The following is a 17,668-nucleotide window of genomic DNA, read 5'->3' on the forward strand; positions in this document are numbered from 1 at the left end:
TCGACACCAAGGCAGTACCTTTGGCGCAATCGCATATGCACACCACTTGACCTAGATCAAAAATCTCGTTGCCTACGCCTTGGCCGGCTAGTGAGCATTAGATTTCTCATGCATATTGCATCATTACAAACGATAACCAGGGTCGTCCGTGCTCCCTCTGCCCACTTTGCTTCGACAGCCGTTGCTCTATTGCCGCCTGCCGTTGGCGGGTCTGCTGTGTCTTGCCAGCCTGCTCACCTGGGCGGATGAGCATGTAGCGGTCGAGCCCAGCGCCGAGCTGTTGGCTTCCCTCCACCAGGGCGGCTATGTGTTCTACATGCGCCACGGGCCGACGGATACGAGCCTTCCTGACCGGGTACCGGTCGACTTCGACGACTGCGCCACCCAGCGGCCCCTGAGCGACGAGGGCCGTGAACTCATGGCGACTATCGCCGAGCACATGGCGCGGCACGCCTGGCCTATCGAGGATCCCGTTCTCGTCACGCCCTTCTGCCGAACGCAGGAGACGGCTCGGATCCTGTTTCCGAACAAGCCCCAGCAGATCGATGAGCTGCTGCGCTATACCGCCGCGATGACGGACGACGAGAAGTGGCCGGTCATCAAGCATACCGACAAGACTCTCTCACTGCCGGTCGAGGGCAGCGCCAACCGCATGATCGTGGCCCACGGGCCCAACCTGGCCGACTTGATGGATTACTTCCCAGCCGAAGGCACTCTGGTGATCTTCTCGCCGCTGGGTGAGGCGGGTTATCTCTACCGTGCCAGCATTCCACCGGAGCTGTGGCCATCGCTGGCCTTCCAAGCACCGTAAGGTTGCCCATGAAGTCGAACCGACCGCTCATCTGGATCTTTCTTCTGCCCACTCTGGTGGTGCTGATCCCTGCCCTGCTGTTCGGACTTGCCGCGGTGCAGGTGCTCAAGGAAAGGATGACTCAGAACCACGCCACTCAGTCGGCGGACATGGCCGCTCTGCTGCAGGCCGCCGACTACGCCCAGAGCCTGGGCGAGCTACATCAGGACGTAGTGGACATGCTGCAGCAGGCCGACAGGGGCGAGCTGTCGGCGCTTGCCAGCTATCGGCTGCATTCGAGCTTCGTCAATGAGCTTGCCATCTTGGCTGGGCAGATACAGACGTTGACCGAAACGCCGCTGATGATCGATTTGAACCACGGCAGTGCCCAACATTTGCGCGAGGCCTTCGAGGGCTATCGGCGCTTCATCATCATGGCCGGCGACATCGCCACCGTGGATGCCACCCGGGCCCGACATTACCTGGACGAGGCACAGCATGAATTCCTGCGCTTCTCCACGCTCACGGGGCACCTTTCGTCCAAGCTGGCGCAGCGCAGCGGCGAGCGCACCAGCGATGCCTATCAGGACACTCTTGGGCACTTCAACACACTGCTGCTGTTTGGCGGGGCGATCCTGGCACTGATGCTGGTCGCCGCCTTTTACTCCGCCCGGATCCTGAATCGTCACCTGCTGATCATCGCCGAAGGGCTGCTCGCGCTTTCCCATCCCCACCGGGTGGTTCCCGAGCTGCCGCGAGTCCAGCGTCTTGCCGAACTGGGGCGGGGCCAGTTACAGCAGCTTGCCCTGGCGGTGCTGCGGCTGCGTGAAAGCGAGGCACGTCGACTGGTGGCCGAACGCAAGGCGCACCAGTTGGCCCACTTCGATGGCCTGACGGAACTGCCCAACTGGCGCATGATGAGCGAGCATCTGGCGCATTCATTGATGCTATGTCAGCGCAACGGCCAGCATGGGGCGCTGATCTACCTGGATCTCGATCTCTTCCAGCAGATCAACGACAGCTACGGGCATCGTACCGGCGATCGCTTGTTGCGCGAGGTCGCCCAGCGACTGCGCACCTTCCAGCAGGAGGGGTGTATTGCGGGGCGGCTGGGTGGCGATGAGTTTCTCCTCGTCATCGACTCCCTGCCCAAGCAGCCGGACAAGGCGGCCAATCTGGCTGAAGAGCTGGCCGACCGAATCAGGATCGTCGTGGCCGAGCCCTACTCCATCGATGGGATTCAGCACTTCCTCTCGGCAAGCCAGGGCGTGGCGATGTTCGACGGCTCGAGCGACGCCGAAACCCTGTTCAAGCTGGCAGATGCCGCCTGTCATCATGCCAAGCTGGCCGGTCGCGACACCATTTGCTTCCATGACGATGCCACCCAGGCCCTCATGGAAGCGCGTAACGAAACCAGGCGCGATCTGCGCTTAGCCCTACAGCGTGGCGAGTTCCGCCTCGTCTATCAGCTTCAGTACGACGCCGACCATCGGCCACTGGGGGCCGAGGCGCTGATCCGCTGGCAGCACCCGTCTCGCGGCATGGTGTCGCCGGCCGAGTTCATCCCTCTTGCCGAGGAGAGTGGTCTGATCGTGCCCCTCGGCGATTGGGTTCTCGAACAAGCGTGCCGGCAACTGGTGGCCTGGCAGCAGCAAGTTGCCACAGCGCATCTGACCCTGGCCGTGAACGTCAGCGCCCGGCAATTCAAGGAGCCGGATTTCGTCGAGCGTATTGAACGGGTGCTCACCACCAGTGGAGCCGATCCCCACCGCTTGAAGCTGGAGCTGACTGAGAGCAGCCTGCTGGACGACGTCGAGGCCGGGATCGACAAGATGCGGCGCTTGAAGCGTCTCGGCATCCGGTTCGCCCTGGACGACTTCGGCACCGGCTACTCTTCGCTGCAGTACCTCAAACGGCTGCCGCTGGATCAGATCAAGATCGACCAGAGCTTCGTCAATGATCTGCTGCTGAGCGGCGATGACATGGCCATCGTGCGGACCATCATCGCCATGGGAGTATCCCTGCAGCTCGAGGTAGTGGCTGAAGGCGTGGAAACCGCCCACCAGCTCGGCTGGCTCGTCGAGGCTGGCTGTCATGTGTTCCAGGGCTATTACTTCTGCAAGCCGCTTCCTATCGACCAAATCGAGCTGCCATTCACCTCAATCCCGGTGAGCTGAACCGGAAATTCCGCCTCGTTCCACAGGCGTCCGCCAATAGGTGGGTAAGCCGCCTTCAAGCAGGACGCTTTGCGAGGAGAGCCCACACACCCGCTGCTGACAGCAGCGAACCACCTGCCAGGTTGAAGCGCCGTTGCGCCCGTGGCGATGCCAGCAGCTTTCGCGCCGTGCCAGCAAATACTGCATACAGCGTTGCGTTGAGCGCGGCCATGGCGACGAACGTGACGGCAAGAACCCAAAGCTGTTGGGTGACGGCCAAGCTTGGATTGATGAACTGCGGCAGAAAGGCAACGAAGAAGACGATGCCCTTCGGATTGAGCGCGGTGACCAGGTAAGTGTTCGCGAATAGCTTCCAACGAGATCCCGGCGCGGCTGGCGCAGACAGCTCGGCGGTAGAAATGCCAGCGCGAAGGAGTTTGATACCGAGGTAAAGCAAGTACAGCCCGCCGGCCCATTTGACGACTGTAAACCAGAAAGCCGAGGTTGCCAGGAGTGCCCCCAAGCCGAGAAGCGACACCACCAAGGCCGTTGAGTCGCCGAGAGCAACGGCAGCGACGAGCGGCACGTTCGCCCGCCGACCATGCGTCATGGAGTAGCTTATGACCGTAAGGATCGTCGGGCCAGGAATGATGAGAAGCACCGCAGATGCGGCAACGAAGGCAAGCCATAACTCGATGGACATGGTGGTTCTCCCCTTTTAGCGTCTAAGGCCGGCATTTTTAGTGGTTTGGAGCGCGGTGGAAACCAGTCCGACACATGCGCTTGTTAGCTTTTTTTACTTCTAATAACGGTAGCTTCCGCTGCTGCTACAACAGTAACTTTCATTTCAGCACGCGCCAGCCACCTGACTTTTACCTTAAATGGTCTTTTGTAATTTTTATATGACCAAACGTATTGCCGCCCTTTCTCTGGAATTGTATGTGTGTGGTGAGACTCCCGCCTACTGCCCTTAAGGGATCTTTTCTTTCTCGTTTTCGAGCAGAAAAAGTCAGCATCTAGCACGGGGTGACCATCGTCATTTATATCTGACCAATCAACTCGCAGTTGAACTTCATCATCACCTACGGTAAATTTTTGGAAGAAGTGGCACGCACTATCGCTTTTTGTCTCAAGCTTGAGCTCTTCCCCAGTGTCGAGAAACTCAACAATGGCTTCGTCGATTTCCTCTTGAAGCTGTCCTCTCTTGATTGGCTCCACTAGACTCTCCAGAAAGCTAAAGTCAAAGCTGAGGGGCGCGCATCAGCGTGTCCTCTCCATGCCGTTGTTAACTGCTTCCTCGTCGATATAGGCACTTACGCCAGCAATGCGTATGCATTCGCACTGTCCGCTGAGGACTATAGCGGGACCACGCAACATGAAGGAATAGCCAGCCTGCATAGGCGCAACCTCTAAATTAGCCGAATTATCCTTGTCGAAACCAGTCAGCGAAAGTGCCTCGACTCCAATGAACTCGATCCACACCTGAACCCGGTTCGCCCCGGGCGGCCAGCGCCGCGATGGATGCTCAGGGAAGCGAGGAAGGTCTGCTCGAAGTGCAACGACCGGCCCATCTCTCTTGAGGCTGACCTCGAAAACATTGAGCGAATCCAATTCTTCGATGGAATTGAACAGCCTAGACAATGCTTCTGGATTCATCAGGTAATGAGGCCAACCCACGTCGTATTTACTCCTTAACAGCTAGCGCCGCCAACATACGCGGCTTTGCAATGGAGGCGAAACCATAATAAAAAAGCAACACAGCCCAAGGCTGCGTTCAGCCAGAAGCCGTCAAGGGGATATGGTGTACAGCAGAACCGCAAATTTCAGGGACGCTACCGCCCTGCTGGCAGAATGGATGACGATTCCCATCATCCCTAATGCGGCATCCCTGTGTACTTCTTGATCATGTAAGTCATCTTCTGCAGCTTTTTTCCTTACCGTAACCAAGCGAAACGTTGAGGGCAACGCCTAGGCGAGCCTTGGCCCTCTCCTCTCTCGTCTCATCCCCTATCCCCGACCTCCTTGCGCACGCCTCTACGACGTTAGTCGCAAGCCACCTGTCCAATCGGTCAAATATCTTCTAGGCTGTAGCCGAACAAGCCTGACCAAACGGTCAAGCTTGTCGCTGCGGCACCCAACAACGCTGATTCGACAACGCCAATCCAACAACAACGGACACAGATATGGAACCGACCTCCTCCCTAGCCGACAAGGCAGATGGACGCCCCTCCGCGCGAGCCACGGGGCAAGGAAGCAGCTGGCTGGACAGCTATTTCGGCGCAAGCCGTCGTGGCTCCAGCGTACGCACCGAGATTCTGGCGGGCATCGCCACCTTCCTGGCTTCGATGTACATCATCGTGGTCAACCCGGCGATTCTCTCCCATGCCGGCATCCCCTTCTCCGCCGCGCTCTCCGCCACCGTGCTGATCAGTTTCATGAGCAGCCTGGCCATGGGCCTGTATGCCCGCAACCCGATTCTGGTGGCGCCGGGCATGGGCATGAACGCGCTGTTCACCTACACCCTGGTGCAGGGCGCCGGGCTTTCCTGGGAGGTGGCGCTGGGCTGTGTGTTCTGGTCCGGTGTGCTGTTCGCCACCCTGGCGATGTTCAACGTGCGCGAGGCGATCATCAATGCGATTCCGCCTTCGCTGCGCTATGCCATCACCTGCGGCATCGGCTTGTTTATCACCTTCATCGGCTTCAAGAATGCCGGTTTCATCGTCGGTAGCGACGCCACCCTGGTCACCCTGGGCAGCATGGACGCCTCGCTGATCACCTTCTTCATCGGCATGATGGCCACCGCCATTCTGGTGATCATGCGCTTCAACGGCGCGCTGATTCTGGGCATTGCGCTGACCACCCTGCTGGCCACGCCGATGGGCCGCCTATGGGGCGGCGACGTGGTGGTGGAGTGGAGTGGTATCGCCGCCTGGCCGGACTTCAGCGCGGTGATGCAGGTGGATATCTGGGGCGCGCTCAAGGTCGCCTACCTGCCGTTCATCTTCGTCATGCTGTTCACCAACTTCTTCGATGCGCTGTCGTGCTTCATGGCGCTTTCCGAATCCGCCGATCTCAAGGACAAGGACGGCAATCCGCGCAACCTCAAGCGCTCGATGACCGTGGATGCCTTCGCCTCGATGATCGCCGCACCGCTGGGCACCAGCGCGGCGCAGACCTTCATCGAATCCGGCGCCGGCGTGGCCCAGGGCGGTCGTACCGGCCTGGTGGCGGTCACCATCGCCTTCCTGTTCCTGCCCTTCCTGTTCCTCTCGCCGCTGCTGTCGCTGGTGCCCGGTATCGCCACGGCGCCGGCCCTGGTGCTGGTCGGGCTGTTCATGCTGGCGCCGGTGAGCAAGATCGACTGGTCGCAGTTCGAGCAGGCGTTTCCGGCCTTCCTGGCCATCATCCTGATGCCGCTAACCTACTCGATCACCCTGGGCATTGCCTTCGGTTTCCTGAGCTTCGTGCTGATCAAGCTGGCCACCGGCAAGCTCTACGACATCAAGCCGGCGATGTGGGTCTCGGCTGCGCTTAGTGTTGTGATGCTGGTGACAACGCATTGAGAGAAATCGGGCCGGTGAAAGCCGGCCCGCTTCATTGACGATGGATATAGGCGTCGATGAGCCGGAAGAGCGTCAGTGCCGCCAGCACAGAGGCGAATAGGGTCGGCAGCAGGTAGTCGGCGCGGGTCAGGATCCACAGGTGCGTCACCCCCAGCGCTGCGGCCACGTAGATCAGGCGGTGCAGCCAGTGCCAGGCCGTCCAGCCCATGGCCTTCCGCACACGTGCGAAGGAAGTGACGGCCAGCGGTACCAGCAGCAGCAGCGCGGCCACGCCATAGCGAATGTAGGGCAGCTCGACCATTTCGCGGCGAATCCACGGCCAGTCCCAGTATTGATCCAGCCCCATCCAGGCCAGCATGTGGGCCAACAGCCAGAAGAACGCCCAGAGGCCGATCTGACGCCGGGCGGCCATGAGCCCGACCCAGCCGGTGAAGCGAAACGCCGGGCTGAAGGCGATGGTCATCAGCAGCAGGATCAGCCCCGTCTTGCCGGTGAAGTGCACCACGGCCTCGCCGGGCACGGCGCCCAGGTCGCCGAAGAACCACTGCCAGCCAAGCCACAGGGCGGGCGCACTGCAGCCCACCAGCACCAGCAGGCGAAACAGGTTGATAGCGGTGCGTTGATCCACGCTGACATGACTCCTTGAGTGGCTGGAGCTTGCTCAATAGTGACGCTGCAGGTCCATGCCGGTGTAAAGGTGCGCCACCTCGTCCGCGTAGCCGTTGAACATCAGCGTCTCACGCCTGCCGCCCTCGCCGATCCTGCGCTCCCGCGCCTGGGACCAGCGCGGGTGATCCACCTCAGGATTCACGTTGGCATAGAAGCCGTACTCCTCAGGGTTGCGCTCCTCCCAGGAGCTGAGCGGCCGCTCCTCCACCAGCGAGATGCGCACGATCGACTTGATGCTCTTGAAGCCGTATTTCCACGGCACCACCAGGCGAATGGGTGCGCCGCTCTGATTGGGCAGGATCTCGCCGTATAGCCCCACCGCCAGCAGGGTCAGCGGATGCATGGCCTCGTCGATGCGCAGCACCTCACGGTAGGGCCAGTCGAGCACGCTGCGGCGCTGGCCGCGCAGGTTGTCGGGGTCGTGAATCGATTCGAACACCACATAGCGGGCACGGGACGTCGGCTCTTGGCGATTGAGCAGGTTCGCCAGCGGAAAGCCGATCCAGGGCACTACCTTCGACCACGCCTCGACGCAGCGCAGACGGTAGATGCGCTCCTCCAGTTCCTGGTGCTTGAGTACGTCCTCAAGGGCGAAGGTGCCCGCCTTGTCCACTTCCCCATCGATGGTCAGCGACCAGGGATCGGTGACGAGCTGGTGGCCGTAGATCTCCGGGTCGCGCTTGCCGGTGCCCAGCTCGTAGAAGTTGTTGTAGGTGGTGATGTCGCGCAGCGAGGTCGGCGCTTCGCCGCCGGCCAGGTCGTGGCTGGGAAGCTGTGTGTCGAGGCGTGCTTCGAGGGCGCCCTGCCAGGCGTGGCTGGAGCGCGGCCAGAGCAGGCCGGGGGCGACGGCAGCGGCACCCAGCGCGAGGCCGGCGTTGAGAAAGCGTCGCCGCGACTCGAACAGCTCGCGGGGCGTGACTTGGGATTCCGGTATCGGCGGGTAGCGGTAACGGGTCATCTTGGATCCTCCCGAAGGCGACCGAAGAGACCACAGCTTCGCCTGTGAAACAAGCGTTTGTCACCTACCGGAACACGGGAATGAAGAAAACTTGACCCACCTCAATGAGGGGTCCATTCCGACCATTTTGCTTGGTTGATACCACTCAAGAGCCAACCGTAACCTGATGTTGCACTTCAGGCTACAACCGTCTCTAGCTTGCAACCAAGGGGATTCGCCATGATTCATAATGCTCTCGCCAGGCCGGCACTCATCGCCGCCGCAGTGTCGCTGAGCGCCGCGTTGGCGGCAACCGGCGTGGCCGCCGACGACGGCCTCGGCGACTACCGCGACCGCTTCGAACCGCTGCCTCACCTGCCGCCGATTCCGGCCCACAACTCTCTGACCGAAGAGAAGGTGGAACTGGGCAACATGCTGTTCTTCGAGCCGCGCATTTCGTCCAGCGGCGTGATCAGCTGCGCCACCTGCCACAACCCGGCTCTGGGCTGGGCGGACCGCATTCCGCGCGCCACCGGCCACGACGGCCAGATCGGCGACCGCAACACGCCCACGGTGCTCAACTCCGGCTTCCTCGGCGCCCAGTTCTGGGATGGCCGTGAGCCCGACCTGGAAGGCCAGGCGCTGGGTCCGATCCAGGCCGATATCGAAATGGCCATGGACCTCGACGCGGCCCTGGAGCGTCTGGAAGAGTTCGAGCTGTATCAGGAGAAGTTCGCCGAGGCCTTCCCCGGTGACGCCGCTCCGATCAACAAGGAAAACCTGGCCCAGGCACTGGCGAGCTTCCAGCGCACCCTGAACACGCCGAACTCGCCCTTCGATCGTTACCTGCGCGGCGACATGAACGCGATCGACGATCAGGAGAAGCGCGGCATGCAGGCCTTCGTCGACACCGGCTGTATCGCCTGTCACAGCGGCCCGGCACTGACCGACAGCAACTTCTGGGCGATTCAGGTGCCCGGCTCCACCGACGTGGGTCGTTTCGACGTGACCGGCGACGAAGCCGACATGTACAAGTTCCGCACGCCGACCCTGCGCAACGTGGGCGTGACCTACCCGTACATGAACAACGGTGCCACCGAAACCCTCGAGGAAGCCGTGGCCATCATGGGTCGCGAGATGCTGAACCGCGAGTTCGAGGACGAGATGATCGCCGACATCACCGCCTTCCTGCACACGCTGACCGGCAAGATGCCTGAGTTCGAGGTCCCGGCTCTGCCGTAAGCGGCCCAATCGCAGGGATTCGCAAGGGAACGACAATAACGATATGCAGCCCCCGGCCCAGGCCGGGGGTTTTCGTTCGTCAGACGCTCTCGGCCAGCTGCCGATGCAGTTCCAGGCGACGCCTGTCGCTCATGAAGGCGGATTCGATGGCGGTGCCGGCCAGTTGCACGAAGGTCTCCTTCGACCAGCCGAAGGCACCGTGGCAGGCCATGAAGTTGTCAAGCATGCCGCCGCCGAAGTAGGCCGGGTCGTCCGAGTTCAGAGTGATGCGCAGGCCGGCGTCGAGCAGTTGGGGCAAGGGGTGATCCTCGATGCGCTCCACCACCTTGAGCCGTACGTTGGAGAGCGGGCACACGGTGAGCACGACACCCTCGTCGCGCAGCCGGGTCACCAGCGCCGGATCCTCCAGGCAGCGCACCCCATGATCGATGCGACACACGTCGAGCAGATCGAGGGCCTCGCGAATGTATTCCGGTGGCCCTTCTTCACCGGCGTGGGCAACCCGCGGAATACCGAGCATCTTGGCACGCTGGAACACCTCGACGAACTTGGAGGGCGGGTGGCCCCGCTCGGCGCTGTCGAGGCCCACCGCGTCGAGCATCTCCCAGTAAGGGGCGGCGCTCTCCAGCACCCGCATCGCCTCGTCGGCGGGCCGGTCACGCAGAAACGCCATAATCAGTGCGGTGGACATGCCGAGCTCGCGTTCTGCTTCACGCTGGGCGAGGCTCAAGCCCTCCATCACGACTTCGAGTTCGATACCGCGAGCCAGGTGGGCCTGAGGATCGAAGTGCATCTCCACGTGGACCACCCCTTCGGCATGGGCACGCCGGAAATAGTCCATGGCCAGGTCGTGGAAGTCCTCGCTGCGCTTGAGCACGCTCATGCCCTGGTAGTAGAGCTCGAGAAACGAGGAGAGATCCTGGAAGTCGTAGGCCGCGCGTACCGCTTCCACCGAGTCGTAGGGCAGCTCGACCCCGTTGCGCCGGGCCAGGGCGAACATCAGTTCGGGCTCCAGCGAGCCTTCGATATGCAGATGGAGCTCGGCCTTGGGCAGCCGCTTGAGGAAGTCGCGCATGATGCACCTCGTCGCCTTTATTTCATCATCCTGATGGATACACCTTCTTTGCGCAAACGGTCAATCAAGCTCTGTCCGAAAACTGGTTGCGCTCGGCCAGCCTGGCCTGAAGCCGCTGCTCACGAGTGATGCCGGGGGGATCGAAGGCGCCGCCATCGAGCTGGTGCACCAGGTAGAGCACGCTGCGCCCGGTAAGCCACGCATCGAGTCGCGGCGAGAGTCGCGCGACGGTGGCGGCATCCAGGCCGGCGAAGGGCTCGTCGAGAATCACCAGGCCGGGGTCGCGCAGCCACAGCCGCGCCAGGGCCAGGCGCCGCGCCTGACCGCCGGAGAGTGCCCGCCCGCCTTCTCCCACCGGGGTGGCCAGGCCATGCGGCAGCGCTTCGGCCCAGTCGGCCAGCTCGACCCACGCCAGCGCCTGCCACAGCTGCGCGTCGGTGGCCTCCGGCGCTGCCAGCCGCAGGTTGCTCGCCAGGCTGTCCTGGAACAGGTCGATACGCTGGCCGAGAATGGCCACCCGCTCGCGCAGCGATGCCTCGTCGACCTCGCCAATGGGTATATCGCCCAGCAGGATTTCCCCCTGGCTGGGCGGCAGCCGCCGGGTCAGCAACGCCGCCACGCTGCTCTTGCCCGCCCCCGAGGCACCGGTCAGGGCCAGGCGCTCCCCGGGAGCCAGTACAAGATCGAGATCCTGCAGCGCCGGCACGAGAGCCCCCGGGTAGTGCAGGCCTACCCCACGTAGCCGTACGCTGAAGGCCCCTGTGGGAAGCTGAGCATGCCCAGCGCTGACCTTGGCCTGTCCCGTCTGTCCCGCCTGCCCCACCTCTTCCACCTCGTTGAGGCGCTCGGCCGCGCCGCGGCTCGCCCCCAACTGGGTGAAGGCGGTCGGCAGCAGCGCCAGCACCTCGCCGAGGGCCAGCACCGCAATCGGCATCATCACCATCACGGCGCCTGAAATCATGCCCTGCTGCCAGGCCGCCGCCGCCAGCCACAGGGCCGCCACCATGCCCAGCCCGACCATCAGGTTGACCAGGGCGACACCGAACCCCGCCACGCCGGCCGTGCGCTGCTGATCCCGTGACAGCTTCTCCTCACGTTCGAAAAAGCCCTGTCGATGCCAGTCGCGGCTGCGGTAGGCCTCGAGCTCCGCCAGGCCGGTGAGATGCTCGATGGCCTGGCTGCGCAGGCGCTGAAGATGCGCCACCTGACGCCGGCTCGACGCCATGCCCAGCCACGCCTGCCCGGCCGTCAACCACGCCCAGGTGGGCACCAGCAGCGCCGCCACGGCCAGCCCGACCATGGGCACCCAAAGCGCCAGGAAGGCGGCCAGCAGCACGATGGCGGCCAGTGCCACCACCGGTGGCGCCAGCAGGCGCAGATAGAGGCCGTCGAGGGTATCGATGTCGGCGGTCAGACGGTTGAGCCAGTCGCTGGCGCGCTGGCGTGCCAGGCTGCGGTCGTCGAGCCGGGCCATGGCCACGAACAGGCGATGGCGCAGGTCGGCGAGCAGGCGCAGCACGGTGTCGTGGTTGTAGAGCCGCTCGGCATAACGAGCCACGGTGCGGCTCACGGCGAAGAAACGTATGCCACCGCCCGGCACGTAGACGTCGAACGCCACGGCCATGCCCAGGGCCATTGCCATGCCGGCCAGCGCGCTGGCGGCGATGAACCAGCCCGATAGAGTCAGCAGCCCCACCGCCGAGAACACCGTGACGATCAGCAGCAGCACGCCGATGGCGAGCCGCCCACGTCGCTGGGCCAGCAAACGCAGCCAAGGGGCGAAGGTAGTACGCAATGAGCGTTTCGACATGCTCAACCTCCCGCCGCCACGACGGTCTGCTCCCGCCCTTCGTGCAAGGCCAGGCGGCGACTGGCCATGGCCATCAGCGCGGGGTGGTGAGTGGCGATGACCAGCGTCCTGCCTTCGTCGCCAAGGCGGCGCAGCGATTCGATGACGCGCGCTTCGGTCTCCTCGTCGAGGCTGGCGGTGGGCTCGTCGAGCAGCACCAGCTCGGCATCGGAGAGGAACACCCGCGCCAGCGCCAGGCGCTGCGCCTGGCCCCCGGAAAGCCCCGAGCCCCGCTCGCCCAGCGGCGTATGGATGCCCTGTGGCAACGCCGCCACCAGCTCGGCCAACCCGGCGTGCACAAGGGCGCGCTCTAGCTCGGCGTCGCTGGCTTGCGGGGCCGCCAGGCGCAGGTTCTCGGCCAGGCTGCCGTGGATCAGCAGCGGGCGCTGGTCCATCCAGGCGATTCTCAAGTCGGCCGCAGCGTGGCGCTGCCCCGATGCCGGCGCCACGAATCCCGCCAGCAGCTGCAGCAGCGCCGACTTGCCGGCCCCCGACGCCCCGGTGACGACCAGGATGTCGCCCTTCTCGACGACGACGTCCAGCGGACCCAGTACCTGCCCCCGCCCAGGATGAGCCAGGGTTACCGCCTCCAGCGCCACACAGCGCCCCGCTATCGGCGGCGCACCTGCCGACTCATGCTCGGGCCGCACCGGCTCGTCCAGCAGCGCCAGCATGCCATCGGCGGCGCCCAGGGCCGCGGCCCGGTCGTGATAGTGCTGGGCCAGGGTGCGCAGCGGCTGGAAGAATTCCGGCGCCAGCAGCAGCACCAGCAGCCCGCTGAACAGGGTCAGCTCCTCGGCCGGGCCGAACTCGATGTAGCCCAGCAGGCCGAAGCCCACGTAGATGGCCACCACGGCGATGGCCACCGAAGCGAAGAACTCGAGCACCGCCGAGGAGAGAAAGGCCACCCGCAGGGTGCGCATGCTGAGGCGGCGATAGTTGTCCGCCGCTGCGTGCACCTCGGTGGCCGCCTCATGGGTGCGGCCGAATAGCTGCAGCGTGGCGATGCCCCTCACGCGATCGAGAAAGTGCCCCGAAAGGCGACTCACGGCGACGAACTGGTCGCGATTGAGTCGCTCCGCCCCCATCCCCACCAGGGCCATGAACAGCGGGATCAGCGGTGCAGCCAGCAGCAGGAACAGTGCCGCCAGCCAGTCGAGCCACAGCACGACGAGCAGAATCAGCAGCGGAATGGCCACGCACAGTCGCAGCTGGGGCAGAAAGCGTGCGAAGTAGCCGTCCAGCGCCTCGACCTGCTCGACCAGCTGGTTGGCCAGCCCCGCGGAATGGCGGGCGCCGGCGCGAACCGGCCCCATCGCGGCGAGGTGGTCGAGCAGCTCGGCGCGCACCGCGTGGCGAATGCGCAGGCTGGCCAGCTGACCGCTCAGCTCCTGCCCCCACTGGCACAGGGCTCGGGTCGCCAGCACCGCCACCAGCATTAGGAAGGCCGAGGTGAGCGATGCCAGTGGCGCGCCATCCACCAGCAGGCGACTGACGATCCACGCCAGCAAGGCCATCTGGGCGACGGTCAGCGCACCGACAGCGATACCCGTCAGGGCGGCCAACCCCAGCCAGCCGCGCTGACGAGCGGCATGCGCCGCCAGCCAGCGGCGCGGCGACACCTGGGAGTCGTGGCTCATGGGCTCAGTGGTAACCCTCGCCCGCACGCACCTTGCCGCGGAACACCCAGTAGGACCAGAAGGTATAGCCCAGCACGAAAGGCAGCACGAACAGCACGCCGAGCAGCAGGAACAGCTGCGACTCGGGCGCCGAGGCGGCGTCCCAGATGGTGTAGTTGGGCGGCACCAGCCAGGGCCACTTGCTCACGATCAGCCCCAGGTAGGTGAAGAAGAACATGCCCAGCGTGGCCATGAACGGCAGCAGCTCACGCTGGCGCTTGACCGCCCAGTACACGCCATACATGCACAGCAGCGTCAGCGCCGGCAGGATCCAGATCACCTGCAGGTGGCCGAACCAGCGGTCCCACACCACCTCGTTGACCAGCGGGGTCCAGATACTGATGATGCCGAAGATCACCAGCACCGCCAGCAGCAGCGGCGGCGTGAGCTTGTAGGCCCAGGCCTGGATGTAGCCCTCCGACTTGAGGATCAGCCAGGTGGTGCCCAGCAGCGCATAGCCGACCATGATGCCGATGCCGGTGAGCACCGTGAACGGCGTCAGCCAGTCGAAGGCGCCGCCGACGAAGACCCCGTTCTGGGTCTCGAAGCCCTGAATGTAGGTACCCACCACGGCGCCCTGGGCGAAAGCCGCCACCGCCGAGCCGCCGCTGAAGGCCAGGTTCCACAGCCGCCGCCCGCGCCGCTCGCGGCGCGACTTGAAGCGCAGCTCGAAGGCCACCCCGCGGAACACCAGGCCGGCCACCATCAGGAACACGCCGATATAGAGCGCCGGCAGGAACACCGTATAGACCAGCGGGAAGGCGGCCAGGAAACCGGCCCCGCCCAGCACCAGCCAGGTCTCGTTGCCGTCCCACACCGGTGCCACCGTGTTCATCATCACGTCGCGGGCGTCCTCGTCCGGGGCGAACGGAAACAGGATACCGAGCCCCAGGTCGAAGCCATCCATCAGCACGTACATCATGATGCCGAAACCGATGATGAGCGCCCAGATCAAGGACAGATCGAACATTTCCATGGCTCAGCTCTCCCCTTTGGCGGGATTGTCGTCGAAGGGCGTGTGGGTGGCCGACCAGGGCCGCTTGGGCGTCTCGAAGTCGTCGACCATCTTCTCCTCTTCCTTCGGCTCCATGCCGTAGCGAATCACTCGCGTCAGGTAGTAGGTGCCGGCGTAGAAGATGATGCCGTAGACGGTGACGTAGCCGATCAGCGTGAACAACGCCATGCCACCGGTGAGCGAAGGCGTCACCCCCTCTGCATGGGTCATGAACTCATAGACCAGCCACGGTGCCCGGCCCGACTCGGTGGTGATCCAGCCGGCCAGCACGGCTATGAAGGGCGTCACCGACATCAGCCGCAGGGTCTGCAGGTAGCGGCGCGACTGGTAGAGCCTGCCGCCGCGGCGCAAATAGAGCCCCACCAGCGAGACGGCGATCATCAGGAAACCGATGCCGACCATCACCCGGAACGACCAGAACACCAGGGCGACGGGCGGCTGCTCCTCGGGTGGTGCCTCGAGTATTCCGGGCACCTCACCATACAGCTCGTGGGTCAGGATCAGGCTGGCCGCGTAGGGAATGCCGATCTCGAAACGGTTCTGCTGGGCCGCCTGGTCGGGCCAGGCGAAGAGCAGGAAGGGAGCGCCCTCTTTGGTTTCCCAGTTGCCCTCCATGGCCGCCAGCTTGGTCGGCTGGTACTCCAGGGTGTTGAGGCCGTGCAGATCACCGACGAAGGCCTGGGTCGGCGTCAGCACCAGCAGCAGCCACATGCACATCGACAGCGCCTTGCGGTTGGCCTCCACGTCGCGCCCGATCAGCAGGTACCAGGCGCTGACCCCGGCTACGACGAAGCCGCCGGTGATGAACGAGGCCATGGCCATGTGGGCGAAACGATACGGGAACGAGGGGTTGAAGATCGCCTCGAACCACGAGGTGACACGGAACACACCGTCGATGAACTCGACCCCCGCCGGTGTATGCATCCAACTGTTGGCCGCCAGGATCCAGAAGGTCGAGATGAAGGTGCCGAGCGCCACCATGGCAGCGGCGAACAGGTGCACCCCCGGTGGCACCCTCCCCCGGCCGAACAGCAGCACGCCGAGGAAGGCGGCTTCGAGGAAGAAGGCGGTGACCACCTCGTAGCTCAGCAACGGCCCGATGAAGTTGGCGCTGGCCTGGGAGAAGTTGCTCCAGTTGGTGCCGAACTGGAAGGACATCACGATGCCCGACACCACCCCCATACCGAAGGCGACGGCGAACACCTTGGTCCACAGATAGGCCAGACGGTCCCATGCCGGATTGCGCGTCTTGTAGAACAGCGCATGCAGCAAGGTGATGTAGGACGCCAGACCGATGGTGAAGACCGGAAAGATGGCGTGAAACGAGACGACAAAGGCAAACTGAATACGCGACAGCAGTACGGGATCAAGCTCCATGACGTACCTCTTGGCTGCAGAAGAGTCGACGTCTCGAGGCATGCGAAGGCACGGGGAGTGCGTTGTTGGGCTTCGGCCATGTCCCTCCTGGACATGACGTGACGCATTCCACCTCGACACACAGCTAGAGCCTAGAACAGGGAGTGCGGTGAGGCTTACTCGCTTACAAAAGCCTACACGACACAATGCTGTTCCAGGTCAATGCATTCCGCTACGTCTTGTGCTTGTGCGGTAAAGATTACTCGATGCAGATGCACCTTCATCTGTGTCGGGTTGTCGCAGCCGACCGTGGGGCTATCCACCGCCCTGCACGACCAACCGCACCATGAACGCGGTATAGCCGACGAACATCGCCAGCAGCATGGCCCCCTCGAGCCGGTTGATGCGCCCCGGACGCCCCTTCCAGCCGATGGCGAATACCGTCATCAGTACCGTCATCACCGTCATCAGGCTCCAGTCGCGCAACAGCACTTCCCCGCCCACCTCGATGGGGCGTATCACCGCGGCAAGGCCTACCACACCCAGGGTGTTGAACAGGTTGGAACCCACCACGTTGCCCACCACGAGATCGTGCTCGCCGCGTCGCAGCGCACTGATGGAGGAAGCCAGTTCCGGCAGCGAGGTGCCGACAGCCACGATGGTCAAGCCGATGATCAAGTCGCTGACACCGAAGCCCAGGGCGATCTCCACCGCGCCCCACACCAGCACGCGCGAGCTCAGCACCAGCAGGGCCAGGCCGACGAAGGTCCAGATCAGTCCGGCACGCAGCGACATGGGATGCGCCGCCAGGCTCTCCTCGGTGTCGGTCGCCAGCGCATCGCTGCCGTCACGCCGAGCCTGCCAGATGCTGAAGCCGATCATGGCGGCCAGCAGCGTCAGCAGCAGGCTGCCTTCGAGCCGCCCGATCATCCCGCCCCACATCAGCAGCGCCGAGAGCAGCGTGACGCCGACCAGCAGCGGCAGCTCGCGGCGAATCACGCTGGAGTGCACCGCCAGCGGCGTGATGACCGCCATGAGCCCCAGGATCATGCCGATATTGGCGATGTTGGAGCCATAACCGTTGCCCAGCGCCAGCCCCGGGTTGCCCTGCCCCGCGGCCAGCGCCGACACCATCAGCTCCGGCGCCGAGGTACCGAAACCGATTACCAGCATACCCACCAGCAGCGGCGACACCCCCAACCGTCGCGATGTCGCTGCCGCCCCATCCACGAAGCGCTCCGCGCTCCACACCAACAGCACCAAGCCTGCTGCCACGGCAACCAGGGGAAGCAACAATTTCATCTCCTCGGGGAACATTCAGGGTCGAATGTTTGTAT

General features: G+C 63.8%; 15 protein-coding genes. 4 read left to right on the forward strand and 11 right to left on the reverse strand.

Features of this window, described 5'->3' with window-relative positions; all coding sequences use genetic code 11:
- Positions 1-181: 181 nt before the first annotated feature.
- Together HOP59_RS15320 and HOP59_RS15325 are read left to right on the forward strand one after the other, a co-directional pair.
- Positions 182-811 carry a histidine phosphatase family protein gene (locus tag HOP59_RS15320; RefSeq protein ID WP_234254540.1) on the forward strand — a complete coding sequence of 210 codons (630 nt, stop codon included), beginning with the start codon at positions 182-184 and terminating at the stop codon, positions 809-811.
- An 8-nt stretch (positions 812-819) separates the two neighbouring features.
- Positions 820-2,967 (forward strand): putative bifunctional diguanylate cyclase/phosphodiesterase, encoded by a 2,148-nt coding sequence (locus HOP59_RS15325; protein WP_234254542.1) that lies wholly within the window; start codon positions 820-822, stop codon positions 2,965-2,967.
- Positions 2,968-3,022: 55 nt separating this feature from the next.
- On the opposite strand, the gene HOP59_RS15330 is transcribed toward HOP59_RS15325, so the two are convergent.
- The 3 genes from HOP59_RS15330 to HOP59_RS15340 form a co-directional block, all read right to left on the reverse strand.
- A complete protein-coding gene (locus HOP59_RS15330) occupies positions 3,023-3,649 on the reverse strand; it encodes a LysE family translocator (RefSeq protein ID WP_234254543.1) in 627 nt (208 codons plus the stop codon).
- An 83-nt stretch (positions 3,650-3,732) separates the two neighbouring features.
- Complete coding sequence (locus tag HOP59_RS15335) at positions 3,733-4,164, reverse strand: hypothetical protein (RefSeq protein WP_234254544.1); 432 nt, start codon at positions 4,162-4,164, stop codon at positions 3,733-3,735.
- A 42-nt stretch (positions 4,165-4,206) separates the two neighbouring features.
- Positions 4,207-4,623, reverse strand: coding sequence for an Imm50 family immunity protein (locus HOP59_RS15340; protein WP_234254545.1), 417 nt, complete (start codon positions 4,621-4,623; stop codon positions 4,207-4,209).
- A gap of 506 nt (positions 4,624-5,129) precedes the next feature.
- Here HOP59_RS15340 and HOP59_RS15345 point away from each other — a divergent pair.
- A complete protein-coding gene (locus HOP59_RS15345; RefSeq protein WP_086511698.1) occupies positions 5,130-6,509 on the forward strand; it encodes an NCS2 family permease in 1,380 nt (459 codons plus the stop codon).
- A gap of 31 nt (positions 6,510-6,540) precedes the next feature.
- Here HOP59_RS15345 and HOP59_RS15350 read toward each other — a convergent pair whose 3' ends face one another.
- Together HOP59_RS15350 and msrP are read right to left on the reverse strand one after the other, a co-directional pair.
- A complete protein-coding gene (locus tag HOP59_RS15350; protein WP_234254546.1) occupies positions 6,541-7,137 on the reverse strand; it encodes a protein-methionine-sulfoxide reductase heme-binding subunit MsrQ in 597 nt (198 codons plus the stop codon).
- A gap of 33 nt (positions 7,138-7,170) precedes the next feature.
- Complete coding sequence (gene msrP, locus HOP59_RS15355) at positions 7,171-8,136, reverse strand: protein-methionine-sulfoxide reductase catalytic subunit MsrP (RefSeq protein WP_234254547.1); 966 nt, start codon at positions 8,134-8,136, stop codon at positions 7,171-7,173.
- 219 nt (positions 8,137-8,355) lie between these two features.
- Between msrP and HOP59_RS15360 the strand changes: the two genes are divergently transcribed.
- Positions 8,356-9,357 (forward strand): cytochrome-c peroxidase, encoded by a 1,002-nt coding sequence (locus HOP59_RS15360; RefSeq protein WP_010628388.1) that lies wholly within the window; start codon positions 8,356-8,358, stop codon positions 9,355-9,357.
- Positions 9,358-9,436: 79 nt separating this feature from the next.
- Here HOP59_RS15360 and HOP59_RS15365 read toward each other — a convergent pair whose 3' ends face one another.
- The 6 genes from HOP59_RS15365 to HOP59_RS15390 all read right to left on the reverse strand — a co-directional run bounded on the left by HOP59_RS15365 (position 9,437) and on the right by HOP59_RS15390 (position 17,627).
- Positions 9,437-10,432 carry an adenosine deaminase gene (locus HOP59_RS15365; protein ID WP_234254548.1) on the reverse strand — a complete coding sequence of 332 codons (996 nt, stop codon included), beginning with the start codon at positions 10,430-10,432 and terminating at the stop codon, positions 9,437-9,439.
- A gap of 64 nt (positions 10,433-10,496) precedes the next feature.
- Positions 10,497-12,242, reverse strand: coding sequence for a thiol reductant ABC exporter subunit CydC (gene cydC / locus HOP59_RS15370; RefSeq protein WP_234254549.1), 1,746 nt, complete (start codon positions 12,240-12,242; stop codon positions 10,497-10,499).
- 2 nt (positions 12,243-12,244) lie between these two features.
- Positions 12,245-13,921 (reverse strand): thiol reductant ABC exporter subunit CydD, encoded by a 1,677-nt coding sequence (gene cydD / locus HOP59_RS15375; protein ID WP_234254550.1) that lies wholly within the window; start codon positions 13,919-13,921, stop codon positions 12,245-12,247.
- A gap of 4 nt (positions 13,922-13,925) precedes the next feature.
- Positions 13,926-14,936: a cytochrome d ubiquinol oxidase subunit II gene (gene cydB, locus HOP59_RS15380; RefSeq protein ID WP_010628383.1), complete on the reverse strand. Its 1,011-nt coding sequence runs from the start codon at positions 14,934-14,936 to the stop codon at positions 13,926-13,928.
- Positions 14,937-14,939: 3 nt separating this feature from the next.
- Positions 14,940-16,352, reverse strand: coding sequence for a cytochrome ubiquinol oxidase subunit I (locus HOP59_RS15385; protein ID WP_234254552.1), 1,413 nt, complete (start codon positions 16,350-16,352; stop codon positions 14,940-14,942).
- Between the two features lie 294 nt (positions 16,353-16,646).
- On the reverse strand, positions 16,647-17,627 hold the full coding sequence (locus HOP59_RS15390) for a calcium/sodium antiporter (RefSeq protein ID WP_234254553.1): 981 nt from the start codon (positions 17,625-17,627) through the stop codon (positions 16,647-16,649).
- Between the last annotated feature and the right edge of the window lie 41 nt (positions 17,628-17,668).

The sequence above is a fragment of the Billgrantia aerodenitrificans genome, assembly GCF_021404405.1.
GTDB classification, from domain to species: domain Bacteria; phylum Pseudomonadota; class Gammaproteobacteria; order Pseudomonadales; family Halomonadaceae; genus Halomonas; species Halomonas aerodenitrificans.